Annotated in this window: 15 protein-coding genes; 8 read left to right on the top strand and 7 right to left on the bottom strand. The window is 67.8% G+C overall.

What is annotated here, in order from left to right; genetic code table 11:
* Positions 1-5: 5 nt before the first annotated feature.
* The 3 genes from PWF70_RS21805 to PWF70_RS21795 all read left to right on the top strand — a co-directional run bounded on the left by PWF70_RS21805 (position 6) and on the right by PWF70_RS21795 (position 4136).
* Positions 6-1319 carry an acetyl-CoA C-acetyltransferase gene (locus tag PWF70_RS21805; RefSeq protein ID WP_006357115.1) on the top strand — a complete coding sequence of 438 codons (1314 nt, stop codon included), beginning with the start codon at positions 6-8 and terminating at the stop codon, positions 1317-1319.
* A gap of 287 nt (positions 1320-1606) precedes the next feature.
* Positions 1607-3292, top strand: a complete 1686-nt coding sequence (locus PWF70_RS21800; protein WP_050918616.1) for a VanW family protein — start codon at positions 1607-1609, stop codon at positions 3290-3292.
* 64 nt (positions 3293-3356) lie between these two features.
* Complete coding sequence (locus PWF70_RS21795; RefSeq protein ID WP_006357117.1) at positions 3357-4136, top strand: SDR family NAD(P)-dependent oxidoreductase; 780 nt, start codon at positions 3357-3359, stop codon at positions 4134-4136.
* 72 nt (positions 4137-4208) lie between these two features.
* On the opposite strand, the gene PWF70_RS21790 is transcribed toward PWF70_RS21795, so the two are convergent.
* A complete protein-coding gene (locus PWF70_RS21790) occupies positions 4209-5264 on the bottom strand; it encodes a zinc-dependent alcohol dehydrogenase family protein (protein WP_006357118.1) in 1056 nt (351 codons plus the stop codon).
* Positions 5265-5444: 180 nt separating this feature from the next.
* The gene (locus tag PWF70_RS21785) at positions 5445-7280 is read right to left on the bottom strand and encodes an acyl-CoA dehydrogenase (protein ID WP_075863772.1); all 1836 of its coding nucleotides are present in this window, start codon (positions 7278-7280) and stop codon (positions 5445-5447) included.
* Between the two features lie 308 nt (positions 7281-7588).
* Here PWF70_RS21785 and PWF70_RS21780 point away from each other — a divergent pair, with 308 nt between their 5' ends.
* Complete coding sequence (locus PWF70_RS21780; protein WP_035753782.1) at positions 7589-8104, top strand: Rv2253 family sensor-like surface protein; 516 nt, start codon at positions 7589-7591, stop codon at positions 8102-8104.
* An 8-nt stretch (positions 8105-8112) separates the two neighbouring features.
* On the opposite strand, the gene PWF70_RS21775 is transcribed toward PWF70_RS21780, so the two are convergent.
* Both PWF70_RS21775 and PWF70_RS21770 read right to left on the bottom strand, forming a co-directional pair.
* Entirely contained in the window at positions 8113-8883 is a 771-nt protein-coding gene (locus PWF70_RS21775) for a deoxyribonuclease IV (RefSeq protein ID WP_006357122.1), read from the bottom strand.
* Positions 8884-8953: 70 nt separating this feature from the next.
* Positions 8954-9169, bottom strand: a complete 216-nt coding sequence (locus PWF70_RS21770; protein WP_005194730.1) for a hypothetical protein — start codon at positions 9167-9169, stop codon at positions 8954-8956.
* A gap of 248 nt (positions 9170-9417) precedes the next feature.
* Between PWF70_RS21770 and PWF70_RS21765 the strand changes: the two genes are divergently transcribed.
* The 3 genes from PWF70_RS21765 to PWF70_RS21755 all read left to right on the top strand — a co-directional run bounded on the left by PWF70_RS21765 (position 9418) and on the right by PWF70_RS21755 (position 11901).
* Entirely contained in the window at positions 9418-10695 is a 1278-nt protein-coding gene (locus tag PWF70_RS21765; RefSeq protein ID WP_006357123.1) for a phosphatase PAP2 family protein, read from the top strand.
* A gap of 88 nt (positions 10696-10783) precedes the next feature.
* A complete protein-coding gene (locus PWF70_RS21760) occupies positions 10784-11143 on the top strand; it encodes a hypothetical protein (RefSeq protein ID WP_006357124.1) in 360 nt (119 codons plus the stop codon).
* Between the two features lie 71 nt (positions 11144-11214).
* Positions 11215-11901: a DUF305 domain-containing protein gene (locus tag PWF70_RS21755; RefSeq protein WP_035753785.1), complete on the top strand. Its 687-nt coding sequence runs from the start codon at positions 11215-11217 to the stop codon at positions 11899-11901.
* A 64-nt stretch (positions 11902-11965) separates the two neighbouring features.
* Here PWF70_RS21755 and PWF70_RS21750 read toward each other — a convergent pair whose 3' ends face one another.
* Both PWF70_RS21750 and PWF70_RS21745 read right to left on the bottom strand, forming a co-directional pair.
* Positions 11966-13027: a glycoside hydrolase family 183 protein gene (locus PWF70_RS21750; protein ID WP_035753787.1), complete on the bottom strand. Its 1062-nt coding sequence runs from the start codon at positions 13025-13027 to the stop codon at positions 11966-11968.
* A 69-nt stretch (positions 13028-13096) separates the two neighbouring features.
* On the bottom strand, positions 13097-13963 hold the full coding sequence (locus tag PWF70_RS21745; protein ID WP_035753789.1) for an acyl-CoA thioesterase domain-containing protein: 867 nt from the start codon (positions 13961-13963) through the stop codon (positions 13097-13099).
* An 89-nt stretch (positions 13964-14052) separates the two neighbouring features.
* Here PWF70_RS21745 and PWF70_RS21740 point away from each other — a divergent pair, with 89 nt between their 5' ends.
* Positions 14053-14634 carry an HdeD family acid-resistance protein gene (locus tag PWF70_RS21740; RefSeq protein ID WP_035753790.1) on the top strand — a complete coding sequence of 194 codons (582 nt, stop codon included), beginning with the start codon at positions 14053-14055 and terminating at the stop codon, positions 14632-14634.
* 15 nt (positions 14635-14649) lie between these two features.
* On the opposite strand, the gene PWF70_RS21735 is transcribed toward PWF70_RS21740, so the two are convergent.
* On the bottom strand, positions 14650-18531 hold the full coding sequence (locus PWF70_RS21735) for a Pls/PosA family non-ribosomal peptide synthetase (RefSeq protein WP_286352775.1): 3882 nt from the start codon (positions 18529-18531) through the stop codon (positions 14650-14652).
* Positions 18532-18561 lie beyond the last annotated feature (30 nt).

The following is an 18561-nucleotide window of genomic DNA, read 5'->3' as shown; positions in this document are numbered from 1 at the left end:
TCGACGTGGCAGAGAACAGCACCACCCCGAAGAAGCCCGAGACCCGCACCGAGCGCCCGGTGGCGATCCTCGGCGGCAACCGCATTCCGTTTGCCCGCCAGGACAAGGCATATGCCAAGGTCAGCAATCAGGAGATGTTCACCGCCGCTCTCGACGGCCTGGTGAGTCGCTTCAACCTGCAGGGTGAGCAGCTCGGCATGGTCGCCGGCGGCGCCGTGCTCAAGCACGCCCGTGACTTCAATCTCATCCGCGAATCGGTGCTGGGCTCGGCCCTGTCGCCCTACACCCCCGCCTTCGACATCCAGCAGGCGTGCGGCACCGGTCTGCAGGCCATCACGACCGTCGCCGACGGCATCGCACGGGGCCGCTACGACGCCGCGATCGGTGGCGGCGTCGACACCACCTCCGACGCCCCGATCGCCGTGGGCGAGGGCCTGCGTCGCCAGCTGCTCGAGGTCAACCGCGCCCGCTCCACCAAGGACCAGATCCTCGGCGCCGCGAAGCTGCTCACCAAGCTCGGGATCGAGATCCCGCAGAACGGCGAGCCGCGCACCGGGATGTCGATGGGCGAGCACGCCGCCATCACCGCCAAGGAATTCGGCATCAAGCGCGCCGACCAGGACGAGCTCGCCGCACGCAGCCACCAGAACATGGCGGCCGCCTACGACGACGGCTTCTTCGACGACCTGATCACCCCGTTCATGGGTCTGACGCGCGACCAGAACCTGCGCGGCGATTCGACCGCGGAGAAGCTCGCCAAGCTCAAGCCCGTCTTCGGTGTCTCCCTCGGCGACGCGACCATGACCGCGGGCAACTCGACCCCGCTCACCGACGGTGCGTCGACCGTGCTGCTGGGCAGCGACGAGTGGGCCGCCGAGCGCGGTCTTCCGGTGCTCGCGTACTTCGTCGACAGCGAGACCGCTGCAGTCGACTACGTGAACGGACCCGACGGCCTGCTCATGGCCCCGACCTACGCCGTGCCGCGCCTGCTGGCCCGCAACGGTCTCACCCTGCAGGACTTCGACTTCTACGAGATCCACGAGGCGTTCGCGTCGGTGGTGCTCGCGACGCTGCAGGCGTGGGAGTCCGAGGAGTACTGCAAGGAGCGACTGGGCCTCGACTCGGCGCTCGGACCCATCGACCGGTCCAAGCTCAACGTCAACGGCTCCTCGCTCGCCGCGGGTCACCCGTTCGCCGCGACCGGCGGCCGCATCGTCGCGCAGGCGGCGAAGCAGATCAAGGAGAACGGCGGCGGTCGCGCGCTGATCTCGATCTGTGCCGCCGGCGGCCAGGGCGTCACCGCGATCATCGAGGGCTGATCCCTCGTCCGGCACGGTCCGGACCGAGCAGAGGGGACGGATCGAGCGACGAATCGCTCGATCCGTCTCCTTTTGGCACCCCGAATGGGGTCCTTCGTCACATGTTTGGACGAAACGTGGCCCCGAACGTGTCATCGGCCGAAAAGTAGCGTAAACATGAAGACAGCTCGGCAGAGCTGTCAGACCCCCGACCCGACAGCTCAGCCGGGGCACCTACATTTCTGGGGTATGAGTTCTGCGGCCACCACCCCGACTGGCCCAGGTAGTCAGCCGTGATGGATGGAGTTGTGACCACGAGCGCCCGGCGAGCACGCCACGCGGTACGCGCTGCGGTCGTCGTCGTCATCATTTTGGCGCTCGCCCTCTCCATCGACTTCGTCGCCACCCGCGATCACTCCGCACGCGGAGCCGTCGTCGGCGGGATCTCGGCGGGCAACCGCCACGCCGCCAAGCTGAACCCCGTCATCGACGAGCTGACCGCCCGCTCCACGCAGCCGGTCGTCCTGCGCACCCCCGAGGGCTCGGCCGAGGTCGCGCCGACCGAACTGGGGCTGACCTTCGACGCGGACGCGACCCGCGCACGTCTTCTCGAACAGCCGCGCAACCCGCTCACGCGCTTCCTGTCGCTCTTCGGTCGTGACCTCGACGTCGAGCCCGTCGTGACGATCGATCCCGCCGCCATGAACAAGGCCCTCGACGCCCACCGCAGGTCGCTGGAGAAGGCCGCGGTCGAGGGTGGAGTCCACTACGACGGCGCCACGCCGGTCGGCGACGAGCCGGCACCGGGTGAGCGCGTCGCCCGCCAGGCCGCCGCCGTCGTGCTCGTCGACCACTGGCTCGACGGCACGCCGATCGACATGCCGATGGAACCGTTCTCGCCGACCGTGACCTCGGAGGTCGTCGCCGCCACCGTGGCCGGCCCCGCCGACCGCGCGACGTCGGGGTCGGTGAAGCTCATCGACCGGCGCAAGCGCACGGTCGAGGTTCCGGCAGGCGACATCGGGGCGATGCTGACCTTCGTGCCCGACGGAAAGGGCGGTCTCACCCCGCACGTCGACGTCAAGAAAGCGCGCGAGTCTCTCGGCCCCGATCTCGATCCGTCCCAACGCCCCGCCGTCAGTGCGACATTCAGCCTCGCCAGTGGCCGCCCGACCGTCGTGCCCGCGATCACCGGTTCGAAGATCAACTGGGACAAGACACTTCAGGCGCTCGCCACGACGGCGACCGCAGCCGGTGGCAACCGTACCGCCGATGTCGTCTACGACGATGTCGACCCCAAGCTCACCACCGACGCCGCCCGCAAACTCGGTGTGCGCGAACTGATCAGCGAGTACACCACCGACGGCTTCTCGAGTGCCTCCGGTGAGAACATCCGCCTCGTCGCGGCCGAGGTCGACGGCGCGTTGGTCCTGCCCGGCAAGGTCTTCTCGCTCAACGGCCACACGGGTCCGCGAGGCACGGCCGAGGGTTACGTCGACTCGACGATCATCAACAACGGCCGCGCCGCGACGGCCGTCGGCGGCGGCATCTCCCAGTTCGCGACCACCCTCTACAACGCCGCGTACTTCGCGGGTCTCGAGGACGTCGACCACACCGAGCACGCGTATTACATCTCGCGCTATCCGGAGGCCCGGGAGGCCACCGTCTTCGAAGGCGCCATCGACCTGAAGTTCCGCAACAACACCCGGCACGGGGTGCTCATCGAGACCGGTTGGTCGCCGTCCGCGGTGACCGTGAGGTTGTGGGGCACCAAGGCATTCGAGGTCGAGTCGATCACCGGCGAGCGGACCGACCCCACCGAACCGGAACGGATCAAGCTCCCCAAGGGCGACGACTGCATTGCGAGCAGCGGCAGCAAGGGCTTCACGACGTCGAACACGCGGATCATCCGCGACGCGAGGACCGGCCGTGAGATCAACCGGTACACCCGCACCGTGCGGTACGCACCCGAGCCGAACGTGAAGTGCGTGTAGACCGATCGGAGTGTTTCGCGCGGGGTCTTTACCGAGCGATAGAACGCTCGATAGGCTCCGAGTCGTGGATATCAATGGAGCTAGTGCAATCGTCACGGGTGGGGCGTCGGGGATCGGCGCAGCTGCGGCTCGCCAGCTGGCGGCCAAGGGTGCGAAGGTCGTCGTCGCCGACCTGAACGCCGACAAGGGGGAGGAGCTTGCCAAGGAGATCGGCGGTGTCTTCGTCAGCGTCGACGTCACCTCGACCGAACAGATCGAAGCCGCCATCAACGCGGCCACCGAACTCGGCCCGCTGCGTGCCCTGGTCAACTCGGCCGGCATCGGCTGGGCACAGCGCACCATCGGCCGCGACGGGGAGTTCGGTTCGGCGCACAACCTGGACGCCTACAAGAAGGTCATCGCGATCAACCTGATCGGCACCTTCGACTTCATCCGTCTCGCCGCCACCGCGATGAGCCGCAACGAGCCGCTCGACGCCCACGGCGAGCGCGGCGCGATCGTCAACATGGCCAGCGTCGCCGCCTTCGACGGCCAGATCGGTCAGGCGTCGTACTCCTCGTCCAAGGGCGGCGTCGTCGGCATGACCCTGCCGGTCGCGCGTGACCTGGCGGCGGTCGGCATCCGCGTCAACACCATCGCCCCCGGCCTGATCGACACCCCGATCTACGGCGAGGGCGAGGCCGCCGAGGCGTTCAAGGCGAAGCTGGGCGAGTCGGTCCTGTTCCCGCACCGTCTGGGTGCTCCCGACGAGCTGGCCTCGATGGTCGTCGAGCTGGTCACCAACAGCTACATGAACGCTGAAGTGATCCGCGTCGACGGCGGCATCCGGATGCCTCCGAAGTAGTCACCAGCACACATCACCACTCGCCGAACCCACTGCCCCGCGGGGTGGTGGGTTCGGCCGTTCGTGGGTTACTCAGGCCTGTAGGACCACCTTGAGTGCCTTGGTCTCCGCGGCCCGGCCGAAGACGTCGTAGGCCTCCATGATGTCGCCGAGGGCGAAACGGTGGCTGATGAACAGGTCGGGGTCGATCCGACGCTGCGCGACCAGCTTGAGCAGGACGCCGAGCGTGTCGGTGTTCACCAGGCCCATCGAGACGTTGATGTTGGAGATCCACAGATCCTGGAGAGCGAACTCCACCGGGGCGCCGTGCACGCCGACGTTGGCGACATGACCCGCGGGCCGGACGACATCCAGACACATCTGGAAGGTCTGCGGGATGCCCACCGCCTCGATCGCGACGTCGACGCCGAGCCCGTCCGTCATCGCGAGGACCTGGTCCTTCCAATCGGCATCCGACGACACGACGCCGTCGGTCGCGCCGAAGGACTTGGCCTGCTCGATGCGGTTGGGGTCGATGTCGATCGCGATCACGCGGCTCGGTCCGTAGAGTCCCGACGTCGCGATCGTCGCGAGACCCACCGGTCCGGCTCCGACGACGGCCACCACGTCACCGGGTTTGACGTTGCCGTAACGGATACCGATCTCATGCCCGGTCGGCAGGATGTCGCTGAGGACGACGCCCTGCTCGGGCGTGACGCCCGACGGCAGTTTGTAGACCGAGGTCTCGGCGTAGGGGACTCGTACGAGCTCGGCCTGGGTGCCGTCGATGAGGTGTCCGAAGATCCAGCCGATACCCGACGCCCCCTCGTCACCGAGGCAGTGTGAGTGCACTCCCTGCTTACAGAAGTCGCACTTGCCGCAGGCCGATATGCACGACAGGATCACCTGGTCGCCGACTGCGAGAGTGGTTACCGCAGGGCCGATCTCGGTGATCGTCCCGACGCCCTCGTGGCCGAGGATTCGCCCCTTCTCGACCGCGGGGACATCACCTTTGAGGATGTGCAGATCGGTGCCGCAGATGGTGGTGGCGTCCATCTTCACGATGACGTCGGTGGGTTGGAGGATCTTGGGATCGGGTACGTCGTCCCAGCTCTTCTTGCCCGGTCCGTGAAAGACGAGTGCCTTCATGGCTCTCCCTCGAGTTGTCCCCGACTGCCTGTGGTTCCCTTCCCGAGGCTAGGAAACATCGACGGGACTCGCCCGGAGCATCTCGTATTGAGATGCGACCGCAACCGGAAACCCACCACAGATCAGTAAACCCACCGCCTCGCAAGGCGGTGGGTTTACCGATCAAGGGTGGGTGTGCTGTCAGAAGGCCGCTTCGTCGAGCTCCATGATGTCGTTGTCGACGTTCTCGACGGTGACACGGACGGCGGTGAGAAGCGGCAGCATGTTCTTGGCGAAGAAGCTCGCCACGGCGACCTTGCCCTCGTAGAAGGCCTTGTCGCTGTCCGATGCGCCGTTGTCGAGTGCGGCGAGGGCGATCTCGGCCTGGCGCAGGAGCAGCCAGCCGATCATCAGGTCGCCGACGGACATCAGGAAGCGGACCGAACCGAGGCCGACCTTGTACAGCTCGGCCGAGTTCTCCTGGGCGGCCATGAGGCTGCCGGTCAGGGAGGCGGCCATTGCCTGCACGTCTTCGAGGGCGGTCTTCAGCAGGGCGCGCTCGGACTTCAGGCGACCGTTGCCGGCCTCGGAGTCGATGAAGCTCTGGATCTGGCCGGCGACGTGTGCCAGCGCCTGGCCCTTGTCGCGGATGATCTTGCGGAAGAAGAAGTCCTGCGCCTGGATGGCAGTGGTGCCCTCGTAGAGCGAGTCGATCTTCGAGTCACGGATGTACTGCTCGATCGGGTAGTCCTGCAGGAAGCCGGAACCACCGAGGGTCTGCAGGGACTCGTGGCCGAGGGTGCCGTAGGCGCGCTCGGAACCGACACCCTTGACGATCGGGAGCAGCAGATCGTTGACGCGAGCGGCCATCTCGGCGTCGGCGCCGGAGACGATCTTCGCGGCGGCGACGTCCTGGTGCGACGCGGTGTAGAGGTAGACCGCACGCAGGCCCTCGGCGTAGGCCTTCTGGGTCATGAGCGAACGACGCACGTCCGGGTGGTGGGTGATCGACACGCGCGGTGCGGCCTTGTCGGTCATCTGGGTCATGTCGGCACCCTGGATGCGCTCCTTGGCGTACTCGAGCGCGTTCAGGTAGCCGGTCGACAGGGTCGAGATGGCCTTGGTGCCCACCATCATTCGAGCGTGCTCGATGACCTCGAACATCTGGGCGATGCCCTTGTGGACCTCGCCGACGAGCCAGCCCTTGGCGGGGATGCCGTGCTGACCGAAGGTGACCTCACAGGTGGCCGACGCCTTGATGCCCATCTTGTGCTCGACGTTGGTGACGAAGACGCCGTTGCGCTCGCCGAGTTCACCGGTCTCGAAGTCGAAGTGGAACTTCGGCACGAAGAACAGCGACAGGCCCTTGGTGCCCGGGCCGGCGCCCTCGGGGCGGGCGAGCACCAGGTGGAAGATGTTCTCGGTCATGTCCTGGTCGGCCGAGGTGATGAAGCGCTTCACACCGTCGATGTGCCAGGAGCCGTCCTCCTGCTGGGTGGCCTTGGTGCGGCCGGCGCCCACGTCCGAACCGGCGTCCGGCTCGGTGAGGACCATGGTGGCGCCCCAGCCGCGCTCGGCGCAGATGGTGGCCCACTTCTTCTGCTCGTCGGTGCCGTTGTTGTAGAAGATCTCGGAGAACCCGGCGCCGGCGGCGTACATGAACACCGGCGGGTTGGCCCCGAGGATCATCTCGCCGATGGCCCAGTACAGCGAACGCGGGGCGGGGAGGCCACCGAGCTCCTCATGGATGCCGATCTTGTCCCAGCCGCCTTCGACGAGGGCGTTGTAGGACTTCTTGAAGCTCTCCGGGATGGTGACACTGTGGGTCTCCGGGTCGAAGACCGGCGGGTTGCGGTCGGCGTCGACGAAGGATTCGGCGATGGGGCCCTCGGCGAGTGCCTTGACCTCGCGGAGCATGTCGACGGCGGTCTCGTGGTCGAGATCGCCGAAGTCGCCCGACTCCAGCACCTTGTCGAGCTCGAACAGCTCGAACAGGTTGAACTGCAGGTCGCGGATGTTGCTCTTGTAATGGCCCATGGTGAATTCCTTCTCTGGTGTGGCCGTATGCGTGATGACGGTGTTGTCTTCCAGGTCCCGGTCCGACCCCAACTCGGTTGAAGTGGGTACCGGCCGGGCGTGGTGTAGCTGTCTCGGTTCGAGCTAAGTTACTCGCCGGTAACCCCCAATATAGACCCATATCGCCAGGGGATCAATCGCCGTTTATGTGATCTCCTCCGGCGGCAGGACGGACTAAGTCCCACGACAATTCCGACAACCGCTGCAGGTGAGGGCCGGATGCGGTCCAATCGGACATGCGCACACGACGCGGGACCAGAATTCGGATCATGACCTTCGTGGCAGCGGTCGTCGCTGTCGGACTGGCACCGATGGTGAGCGCCGCTCCGGCGCACGCCGCCGATCCCGCGTGGAACGGGGTGTACTCGCTCAAGCGGTTCGCGGCGTCGAAGACGGGCACCAGCCTCGCGGCGAGGCAGGCGGAGCCGGACTTCTCCGACGACTACACCTTCACGACCTCATGCGACGGCGGTACGTGCGTGGCGACGGTGATCGACGGGCCGAAACCCGCGAACCCGACGCTCCCGCAACCGCCTCGCTACACCTGGGAGGCGGGATCGTGGGTGCACCGCTACGACTGGCAATGGGATTGCTGGCAGGGCGCGGGTGTGCCCAAGGTGTGGCGACCGGCGACGTCGGTCGCCACGTACGCCCCACAGGGCGACGGCACGCTGAAAGGCGTGTGGCGAACCACGATCGACGGCGGGCCCTGCGACGGGACGGTGGTCATGAACGTCGCCGCGTATCCGGTGACTCCGCCGGCTCCCGGCTGGAACCTGTCGTGACAGACGCCCTACAGCGCTGAGCGCAGGTACTCGAGGTCTTCGGGGATGCCCTCGGCGGGTGTCTCCAGGATCACCGGTGCGTCGGCGGCCTTGGCCACGGCGGCGAGTATCTCGGGGTCGATCTGACCCGACGCCAGGTTGGCGTGACGGTCGCGGCCGGAGTCGAACTCGTCGCGAGAGTTGTTGAGGTGCACCAGGTCGATGCGTCCGGTGATCTCCTTGACGCGCTCGACCAGTCCGACGAGATCCTCCCCGCCGGCCCAGGCGTGGCAGGTGTCGAGACAGAAGCCGGCCTGCTCGAAGTCGCCGACTGCTTCCCACAGCCGGTCGATGGACTCGAGGGTGCGTGCCATCGCGTGGTCGCCGCCGGCGGTGTTCTCGATCAGGATCGGCACCCCGAAGCCGCCCTTGTCGACCTGGCGGTCGAAGAGCTTGCGCCAGTTGGCGAATCCCTCGGCCGACGCCTCGCCGTCACGCAGATGACCACCGTGTACGACGAGGCCGAAGGCGCCGAGTTCGGCGGCCGCGGCGGCCTGCTGTTCGACGGCCTTGCGCGACGGCATGCGCAGCCGGTTGTTCAGGCTCGCGACGTTGATCTGATAGCTGGAGTGCACGACGACGTCGATGTCGGATTCGCGGATCGCGGCCGCATGAGGATTCGGTTGCGGCTTCTTCCAGCTCTGCGGATCGGTGACGAACATCTGGAAGACGTCGATGCCGAGTTCGGCGGCGGTGACCAGTGGGTCGGTGTCCTCGCGAAGGTGTGCTCCGATGCGCATGGGTCAACGATAGTGGCCGCCTCCGGGCGGCACCGCCGATGCCCGGGGTCGGCTCGCTCGGCGCGTCGGGTCACTCGCCAGGCGCCGGCTCCGTCTCGATCGTGATCGGCACACCGGCTGCGATCAGCAGACGGCAGGGGGCCGCGCTGTCGTGATACAGATTCAGCCACTCATGGCCGCGGGTCCCGTCGGAGTACACCGCATCGAGGGTGCGATTCAGTCGAGCCTCCGCCTCCTTGGTGATGATGTAGCGCTGGTCGCCGTAGCGCAGGTAGCGATTGGGCACCGAGACCTCCTCTGGGATGGGGCATTGCAGGTCTTCAGTGTGATCCACGACACGCCCAGTGGACGTGAATCCGTCGAAACGGGTCGTCGGCGCGGGTGATCACGGTGGTCGCGACGACCAGCCCGCACGTGCTGTGCAGCGGTGGCTCACCAATCGGACATGGCCACTACACTGACGGCAGGTTACGAGCGTGGGTGCCCTGAGGGGCGTGACGGGCGGGATTGTGTCGGGTGAGTGTTGACGAGTCGGTGGGCTTCCCGCGGCCGGGTAAGTCCTCGGAGCGCGGTGAGGGCCAGGAGCCTGATGACACGACCTCGGCGGAGGTGACGCTGTCGAAGTCTGACCGGTCGAGCGCAGGATCAGACGTCGACCCGCCCGAGATGGCGCCGGTCTTCGACGACCTGGCCGCTGCCGCCGAGATGGAAGCCCACCCGGAGAACCGTCGCGACCTGACCATGGTCCGGCGCATCGCGGTCACGGCTTGGTTCCTGGTGATGGCAGTGCACATCTACCTCGAGGGTCTGGCGTGGGACCGCACGCGGCTCATCATCCTGCTCTGCCTCGGACTGGCTGCGGCGAGCATCGGGCGCCGCAAGTTCATCACGATCATCCTCGACTGGGCGCCGTTCGCGCTGATCCTGATCCTCTACGACTGGACGCGCAACATCGCCCAGATCGTCGGCATGCCGACTCACTGGCACCTGGCGATCGATTTCGACAAATGGCTCATGGGTGGCGACATCACCCCGACCGCGTGGCTGCAGGAGCAGCTCAAGCAGGCGAGTCCTCCGTGGTGGGAGGTCATCGTCAGCATCGTCTACATGTCGTACTTCATCGTCCCGTACGCGGTGGCGGCCTGGCTGTGGCTCAAGGACCGCACGGCCTGGCGCCGTTACGCGGCCTGCTTCGTGGCGACCACATTTCTCGCGCTGGTCGGCTACACCCTCGTCCCCGGCGCACCGCCGTGGGCGGCGGCGCGGTGCACCGCGGTCGAGGTGCAGGACTACCCCCGCGATCCGATCTGCATGTACTCGACGGAGGCCGACGATCAGGGAGGTCTCCTCGGACCCCTGGACAATGCGTACCCCGACGCCGAGCCGTACGTCGAGCGGATCTCCGCGCGTGGCTGGAACTACCTGAACATCAGCATGGCGTCGCAGCTCGTCACGCTCGGACAGGGCAAGTCCAATCTCGTCGCCGCCATCCCGTCCCTGCATGCCGGTCTCACCATGTTGCTGGCACTCTTCATGTGGCCACGGGTCAAGGCGCTCGGAAAAACGCTCTTCATGGGCTACGCGCTCGCGATGGCCTTCGCCCTCATCTACACCGCCGAGCACTACATCTTCGACATCCTGCTCGGGTGGGGTCTCGCCGCGGGCGTGATCGCGGCGTACCGGATCATCGACCGGAAGTACCTGATCCCGCGGCAGAAGCGTCTGGCCGCCGAGGCGGAAGCCGAAGCCGCCGAGGTCGAATCCGACAGCGAGGACCCGGACGCGGAGAAGGTCTCGACGCCCGCGTCATGACCTCGCTAGCCTGGGAGAGGTGAGCCGGCCTGGGCCCCGGGCCGCCATCTGGTTCCGGGGGCTGATAGTTCCTCTCGCGCTCGCGGTGATGCTCATGCACACCGTGATCGCGGGTCCGGCCACGGCGTCCAGCCATCCCGACGCCCACTTCGACCCTGCCGGTCACCACTCGCCGTCGACGGGTTCGGCGATGACACCAGCCGCAGTGATGGGCGAACACCCGGCGATGTCCGGTGAGGACTGCGGCGACCATGACCACGCGTGTGTGTTCACCCGCGCCGCCGGCATCGACATCCCGCCCGTGGTCCTCGTACTACTGATCTGGGCATTCCTGTCCTTGTCGGTGGCCGGGCTGTACCGTCCGGCTCGCCGGGGCATCGTCGTCCTGGGGCGTCCGCCCCCGTGGGCGATCCGAACCCACCTGCAGTTGCAGGTGGTCCGCTGCTGAGGAGACGTCTGCGGACCTTTCGGGTCCGCCATGTCGTCGTATCCGAAAACCCTCAGCAGCAAGGAAATCCAATGTCTGTACAGCACAATGCCAATATTCGACGCCGCGTTGCGGTCGGAACCGCCGTCGGCGCCGCGCTCGCCCTGGCCCTCGCCGGGTGTTCATCCGACGAGTCGCCTTCCGGAACCACCACCGCAGACCGCCCCGCGACCTCGTCCCCGGCGGACGCGTCTGCGCCGGGCCAGTCGCCCGCCGCGAAGCACAACGACGCGGACGTCGAGTTCACCACCGAGATGATCCCCCACCACCGGCAGGCGGTGATGATGGCCGACCTCGTCGAAGGCCGGACGCAGAACCGCGAACTGATCACTCTCGCCGACACCATCGAGGACGCACAGGACGACGAGATCGACCAGATGACAGCGCGTTTGAAGTCGTGGGGGGTGCCGGTGGCCGGACACATGGACGACGACGGGGACATGGGCCACGGGAACATGGGCCACGGGAACATGGGTCACGGGGACATGCCGGGAATGATGTCCGCCGAGCAGATGGCGGCGCTCCGTCAGGCCAGCGGTGGCGAGTTCGACCGACTGTGGCTCGAGGGCATGATCCGGCACCACGAGGGTGCCATCGCGATGGCCGACGAGGTGCTGGCCAAGGGCACCGACCCGGCGACCAGAGCCCTTGCCACACAGGTCGCGACGACGCAGCAGGCCGAGATCGACCAGATGCGGGCGATGCTGGGCCAGAACTGACGGCATGAAAGCGAGGTGGGGCGGTTCGGAGGAGATCTCCGAACCGCCCCACATCTCTCGAGCGTCATCGCTTGAGCGGCAACCTCATCAGGTAGACCTGGTAGCCGATCGAGATCGAGTACGTGAAGTACAGGGTGCTGCCCTTCGACCACGGGTGGATGTACGGCGCATAGCCGGTGTACGGGTCGGCGGACGGCGCCACGAGCTCACCCGAAGTCCACGGACCCCAGGGCTTGTCGGCGGTCCGGAGGGTCACGCCGATGTCCTGGCTGGCCAGCGAGATGTACTTGCCGAGATAGTCGTTCCAGGCGACCGACATCTCGCCGGTCGGCGCGCCCATCACCGGGGTGGCGGCGCCGGGGTTGTTGCGGACCCAGCGGCCGTAGGAGAAGTAGTCCCACTTGCCGAGGTTCTCGATGTCCTTCTCGTCGACCCGGGCCAGGTACACGCCGCCCCAGCGGCCGTCGGGGGTGCCGTAGTGGTAGACGGTCTTGCCGACCTTCAGGAAGGCGCCCATCTGGAACTTCTTGTTGCCACCGCCGTTGGGGCGGAAGGCGTCGAGCGCACGCCAGTTCTCGCCGTTGTCGTCGGACACCACCAGGCCCGACCAGTTGGTCGTCCAGATGCCCGGCGAATCCCACCGTTTGACCGACATGACGGTCATGTACTGCTTGCCGTTGGCGGCGACACCCGCGGTCGGGATGATGGTGACCTCGCGACGGACGTTCGGCTTCAGTAGCCGCTTGGCGTGCCCGGGACGGCCGGCGTGCGAGGTGAACGTCATGCCGTCGGCCAGGTTGCGGTCGGTGCTGCGCAACAGGACGTTGGACCGCCAGTAGTACAGCTCGCCGTACAGCAGTGACCAGCCGTTGAACGACTGGGTGTCGCCGAAGGCGGTGAGAATCTCGCCACGTCCGTTGTCCCACATGACGCCCAGATCGGTGCCCACGATATTGTGGCGGCCGACGGTGTCGTTCATGGCGAACGGGCCGGTGAGGCGGTTGACGATGGTCGCCGGGCCCGCGGCGTTCGTGGCCTGCGCCGGCGAGGCCAGCGTGGACGTCAGGGCAAGCGCGAGGGTCGAGACGACGAGACCCAGGAGAAGCCGATGAAGGCGTCGTGTCATGGGCGTGACCATATCAAGACCTGAGAGCCCTGTGGGAAGTAATTTGCCTGGTTAAATACAGGTTCTTCCTCATGCTTCGCGGTAGCGCTCGGAGGTGTCCACAGTGGTGAAGTCGATCTGGGCGGCGGCGTTGTTGACCGCCGTGACGAGGGCCGTCCCGAACATGCCGTCGGCGTCGTAGAGACCGGCGTTGCTGACCGAGACCCCGTCGTCCTCGATGTGGATGTCCGCCTCGACACCGATCCGCTCACCGTGGGGCAGGCGGCTCAGCGCAACGGTGAGATCGCAGTTGATGAAGCCGATCCCGGTACTACCCCAGTTCGAGATGAGGCTCGCCGACTCGGCGCTGACCACCGCACGCTGGAACGGCGTCGGCTCCTCGCCCGGCACGATCGGGGCCGCGCGGGTCCAGATCCGCTTGCGGTGACCGTTCTGGTGACCCGACATGTCCCGCTGCCACTCGCCGAGGCCGCCGTCCGGCGCGTCGGAGGCGAATCGCGGTGCGAGGTCATCGCCGGTGGTCGCCGGCGGATGAAAGGTGACCATCTCCGGCGGCCGGTGCCACCGCTCACCCGGAGGGTTGGTCGACGTTCGCAGGAACACCGTCGTCCCGCGTGCCACCACCACCTCGTCGGCGCCGTCGGGATGCTGGACGATTTCCACGTCGACGACGCGGATTCGCCCGCCGGAACGGATGAGCCGCGTCCGGGTCGAGGTGAGAACGTCTCGGGCGGCCTTGAACAGATCGATCGTGCACCGGGCGGGCAGGAACTCTTCCGTGCCGAATTCCACCTCGACCGCCCGAGCGGCGAGCGCGCACACCGCCGGACCGTTGAGGGTTCCCGGGGCCCAGAGACTCGCGGCGAAGGCGGTCGGACGGTACCTGATCTCGCCGGACGGGTCGCCGGCCCTCTCGAAGAACGCGATGGAGGTCATTCGATACTTACTACCGGTACGAGTATCAGTTTGTGCCACGGGCCCTCAAGGACAGCGTGTCACGGCCCTCCGGGCGATAACCTTCGACCATGACTTTCGCGACGGCGTACACGAAGCATTTCCCTGATGAACTGATCGGCGCCGTCCGGACGGCCCTGATCATCACCTCGATCGTCGGCATCGTGCTCGGCATCGTTGCCATCATCTGGCCCGGCCCGACCATCGTCGTGGTCGCGATCCTGTTCGCGATCTCGCTGATCATCGCCGGCATCTTCCGCATCTACCAGGCCTTCGCGGCGTCGTTCCTGAGTACGGGCGTCCGTGCCCTGCTCGGTGTGGTCGGCGTGATCGTGCTGCTCGCGGGCATCATCGCGCTCTTCAGCCCCGGTGACGCGGTCTGGCTGCTCGCGGTCTTCATCGGCATCGGCTGGATCTTCCAGGGCGTCGCCGACCTCTACGGCGCGGTCACCAAGTCCGGCCACAGCCCGACCTGGTTCCTGATCCTCTCCGGCATCATCTCGGTGATCGCCGGCATCGTGATGATCATCCTGCCGGTCTTCTCGCTCCAGGTCCTGGCCTGGGTCGGCGGCATCATGCTTGTCGCACTGTCCATCGCGACGCTGCTGACGCTCCCGAAGAAGGTCGAGGCCCCGGCCGAGCCCGCGGTCTGACCGCAGCGGCGAGACCTATCTCGCCGTCGGCCATGGGGCGATGGGGTTGCCCTGCCAGCGGGTGTGCGCGGGTACGACGTCGCCGCGCATGACCAGCGATGCCGGTCCGACCGTTGCCGATTCGCCCAGCCCCGACGCCGGGAGCGCGACGCAGTGCGGCCCCAACGTCGCGCCGGCGTCGAGGGTGACACGGTCGATGGCCATGACGCGGTCGTGGAACAGATGGGTCTGGACGACGCAGCCGCGCTGGACGGTCGCGCCGTCGCCGAGGCTGACGAGGTCGGCCTCGGGGAGCCAGTAGGTCTCGCACCACACGCCACGTCCGATGCGGGCGCCGAGCAGGCGCAGCCACAGGTTGAGGATCGGTGTCCCGGTGGCGGCGTTGGCGAACCACGGTGCGGCCACGGTCTCGACGAAGGCGTCGGACAGTTCGTTGCGCCAGACGAAGGAGCTCCACAGCGGGTGCTCGCTGACGGTGATGCGGCCGACGACAAGCCATTTCGCGGCGGCCGCGGTGCCACACGCGACGGCGCCGACCCCGAGCAGCAGTAGTCCGCTGACCAGCGCGGTGACGCCGTAGTGCACGTGGACGGCGACGTACTGCAATGCGATCAGCATGCCGACGCCGAGCCCGAAGGACACCATCACCGGGATGAGGCGGAGGGTCTCGATGACCGAACGTGCCACCTTCAGCTTCGTCGGCGGATCGAAGGTGCGGGAGGTGTCGGTCTCGGCGGCGGTGCGGCGCAGGCGGACCGGGGGACTGCCGAGCCAGCTCGACCCCGACTTCGCTCGGTTCGGCGTCGCCGACAGCACGGCGACCAGGCCGTTCTTGGGCACCTTGCGGCCCGGGCCGGTCATCCCCGAATTGCCGAGGAACGAGCGTTTGCCGATCTTCGCCTCGTCGATGTGCAACCAGCCGCCCCCGAGCTCGTACGACGCGACCATCGTGTCGTCGGCGAGGAAGGCGCCGTCGCCGATGGTGGTGAAGCGCGGCAGCACCAGTGCCGTCGAGATCTCGGTGCCCTTGCCGACCTTGGCGCCCAACACGCGGAACCAGACCGGCGTGAGCAGGCTCGCGTAGAGCGGGAACAGGTAGGTGCGGGCGGCGTCGAGGAGGCGTTCGGTCAGCCAGACCTGCCAGCCGACGCGTGACCGCACCGGGTGGTAGCCGGTGCTCAGGCCCAGGGATGCCAGCCGCACCAGCACCGCGGTGATCGCGGCGAAGACGGCCAGACTGGTGAGGGTCGCCGCCGGCAGGAGGATCACGGCGCGGATCGCGACGTCGCGCAACCGGTCGGCGGAGAGGGCCCACAGGCCGATGACGGCGAGTCCCGCGGCCAGTGAGATCAGCGGGATCGCGGCCAGCACCAGCGACGACAACCCGTATATCGGCACCCAGGCGCGGGCGCGTGGCGGCCGATGATCGGGCCATGGGTGCATGGCCTTGCCGACCTTGACCGCGGGTGAACCGGCCCAGTGCTGGCGCGCCTTCACCCGGCCGAACACCGCCGACCCGGGTGCGACGACGGCGTCGCGTCCGACGACGGCCCCCGGCATGAGCGTCGAGCGCGCACCGATCGACGCCCCGCGCTTGATGGCGATCTCCCCGATGTGGACCACATCGCCGTCGATCCACCAGCCGGCGAGGTCGACCTCCGGCTCCACCGACGCGCCCTCACCGACCGTCAGCAGACCGGTGACCGGCGGGATCGTATGCAGGTCGACGTCGCCACCGATCCGCGCCCCGAGTGCCCGGGCGAGGTAGATCATCCACGGCGCACCGGACAGGTTCGCCGCGCCGCTCGCGTCGAGGAGCCGTTCGGCCACCCACAGACGCACATGCACGTTGCCGCCGCGCGGGTACTCACCCGGTGTGACCCCGGCGAGGAGCAGGCGGGAGCCCAACGCCGCGATGCACATCCGGCCGGGCGGGGTGATGAAGAGCAGGAAGGCCGCGAGCAGGACCCACCAGTTCACCTCGACCAGCCACGGGACCGAACGATCCAGCCGGTCGGCCACGACGGCGCCCAGGTTGTTCACCACGCCGAGCCAGGTCGCCCACTGCAGACCGGTCAGGGTAGTCAGCGGAACGGTCAGCGCGAGCTGGGCGAGACCCGTCGCGCGTGGCGTGGGTGCGACATCGCGTTCGACGATGCTGGTCGCCGGTCGGCGCGCGTCGAGCATCTCCGCCATCGATCCCAGTCGCGGATGGTCGTAGAGGTCGGCCACCGAGATGTCGGGGTGGCGCCCACGGATCGCGGTCACCAGCTGCGCGGCCGCGAGCGAACCACCGCCCTCCGCGAAGAAGTCCACGTCGGGATGGGTGATCCGGATGCCGAGCACATCGGTCCACAACTGGGCCAGCCACAGCTCGGTCTCGCCGAGTTCGACGTCGTCATCCACTGGTCTGCTGCTGCCCGGCAGAGGCCAGGGCAGCGCATCACGATCAACCTTTCCCGAAGTGCGCGTGGGCAGTTCGTCGACGACGGCGAGGGTTGGGACCATCGCGGCGGGCAGATGGCGGGTGAGCTCGGCGTGTGCTGCCGAAGCGTCGAAGTCGGGGTCGGTGGAGACCAGATAGCCGACGAGCAGGCTGTTGCCCGCCGCGGACTTGCGGACTGCGGCGGCAGCTCCGCTCACGCCGGGCAGATTCTGCAGGGCGTTGTCGATCTCGCCGAGTTCTATGCGTCGACCGCCGACCTTCACCTGGTCGTCGGCGCGGCCCATGAAGATCAGGCCCGTGGGGTCGAGCCGCACGAGATCTCCGCTGCGATAGGCGCGTTCCCAGCCCAGGGCCGGCATCGGTGCGTACTTCTCGGCGTCCTTGGCCGGGTCGAGGTAGCGGGCCAGGCCGACGCCGCCGATGACCAACTCGCCGACCTCGCCCTCGGCGACGGGGTTGCCGTCCGCGTCGACGACCGCGAGATCCCAACCCTGCAAGGGCAATCCGATGCGCACCGGCCCGGGGCCGCCCAGTGGGGCGGCGCAGGCGACGACCGTCGCCTCGGTGGGGCCGTAGGTGTTCCAGACCTCGCGACCGGGTACGGCGAGGCGGTCGGCGAGTTCCGGCGGGCAGGCCTCGCCGCCGAAGATCAACAGCCGCACGGCTTCCAGGGCCTCCGGTGGCCACAGCGAGGCCAGGGTCGGCACGGTGGAGACGACGGTGATGTCGCGGGCCACCAGCCACGGCCCCAGGTCCATGCCGCTGCGCACCAGCGATCGGGGCGCCGGGACGAGGCAGGCGCCGTTGCGCCAGGCCAGCCACATCTCCTCGCACGAGGCGTCGAAGGCGACCGAGAGCCCGGCCAGGACCCGGTCACCGGGTCCGATCGGCTCGTCGGGGAGGAACATGTGTGCCTCGGCGTCGACGAAGGCTGCCGCATTGCGGTGCGTGACCGCCACGCCCTTCGGCGTTCCCGTGGAGCCCGAGGTGAAGATGATCCACGCGTCGTCGGCAGGGGTCGGCCGTGCCGGGGCCGTGCTCGTCCCGGCGGCGGGTTTCGTCGGGCGAGGGCCGTCGGCGTCGACGATCGCATCGACACCGGCCTCGCCGAAGACGAGTTCGGCGCGCTCATCGGGGTCGTCGGCGTCGACGGGGACGTAGGCGGCGCCGGCGTAGAGGGTGGCCAGGATGGCGACGTAGAGGTCACGCGACCCGGAGGGCATCCGGATGCCGACGCGGCTGCCGTGTCCGACGCCGACCTCGGCGAAACGCGCGACGGTGCGGCGGATCAGGGCCAGCAGCTGGCCGTAGGTGAGGGTGACGTCGCCGTCGTCGATCGCGGGCGCATCGGGGTGCGCACGCGCGGTCGCGGTGAGGACATCGCACAGGGTTCGCGGATCGCCTGCCTGCGCGGACCGCAGGAACTGCGGAAGGATCTGTACCTGCGTCACGGCCACCGTCTTGTCACGAGTTCGAGAATA

This window comes from Gordonia sp. Swx-4 (assembly GCF_030316175.1).
In the GTDB taxonomy this organism is placed as follows: Bacteria; Actinomycetota; Actinomycetes; order Mycobacteriales; family Mycobacteriaceae; genus Gordonia; species Gordonia alkanivorans.
Note: the sequence above shows the minus strand (reverse complement) of the source record. Positions and strands in the feature narration are given on the sequence as shown.

What these genes read in the sequence shown, in the direction of transcription:
- PWF70_RS21790 (WP_006357118.1), bottom strand. Translation starts at nt 5,264, where the DNA reads ATGAAGGCACTCGTCTTTCACGGACCGGGCAAGAAGAGCTGGGACGAC.
- PWF70_RS21785 (WP_075863772.1), bottom strand. Translation starts at nt 7,280, where the DNA reads ATGGGCCATTACAAGAGCAACATCCGCGACCTGCAGTTCAACCTGTTC.
- PWF70_RS21780 (WP_035753782.1), top strand. Translation starts at nt 7,589, where the DNA reads ATGACCTTCGTGGCAGCGGTCGTCGCTGTCGGACTGGCACCGATGGTG.
- PWF70_RS21775 (WP_006357122.1), bottom strand. Translation starts at nt 8,883, where the DNA reads ATGCGCATCGGAGCACACCTTCGCGAGGACACCGACCCACTGGTCACC.
- PWF70_RS21760 (WP_006357124.1), top strand. Translation starts at nt 10,784, where the DNA reads ATGCTCATGCACACCGTGATCGCGGGTCCGGCCACGGCGTCCAGCCAT.
- PWF70_RS21755 (WP_035753785.1), top strand. Translation starts at nt 11,215, where the DNA reads ATGTCTGTACAGCACAATGCCAATATTCGACGCCGCGTTGCGGTCGGA.
- PWF70_RS21750 (WP_035753787.1), bottom strand. Translation starts at nt 13,027, where the DNA reads ATGACACGACGCCTTCATCGGCTTCTCCTGGGTCTCGTCGTCTCGACC.
- PWF70_RS21745 (WP_035753789.1), bottom strand. Translation starts at nt 13,963, where the DNA reads ATGACCTCCATCGCGTTCTTCGAGAGGGCCGGCGACCCGTCCGGCGAG.
- PWF70_RS21740 (WP_035753790.1), top strand. Translation starts at nt 14,053, where the DNA reads ATGACTTTCGCGACGGCGTACACGAAGCATTTCCCTGATGAACTGATC.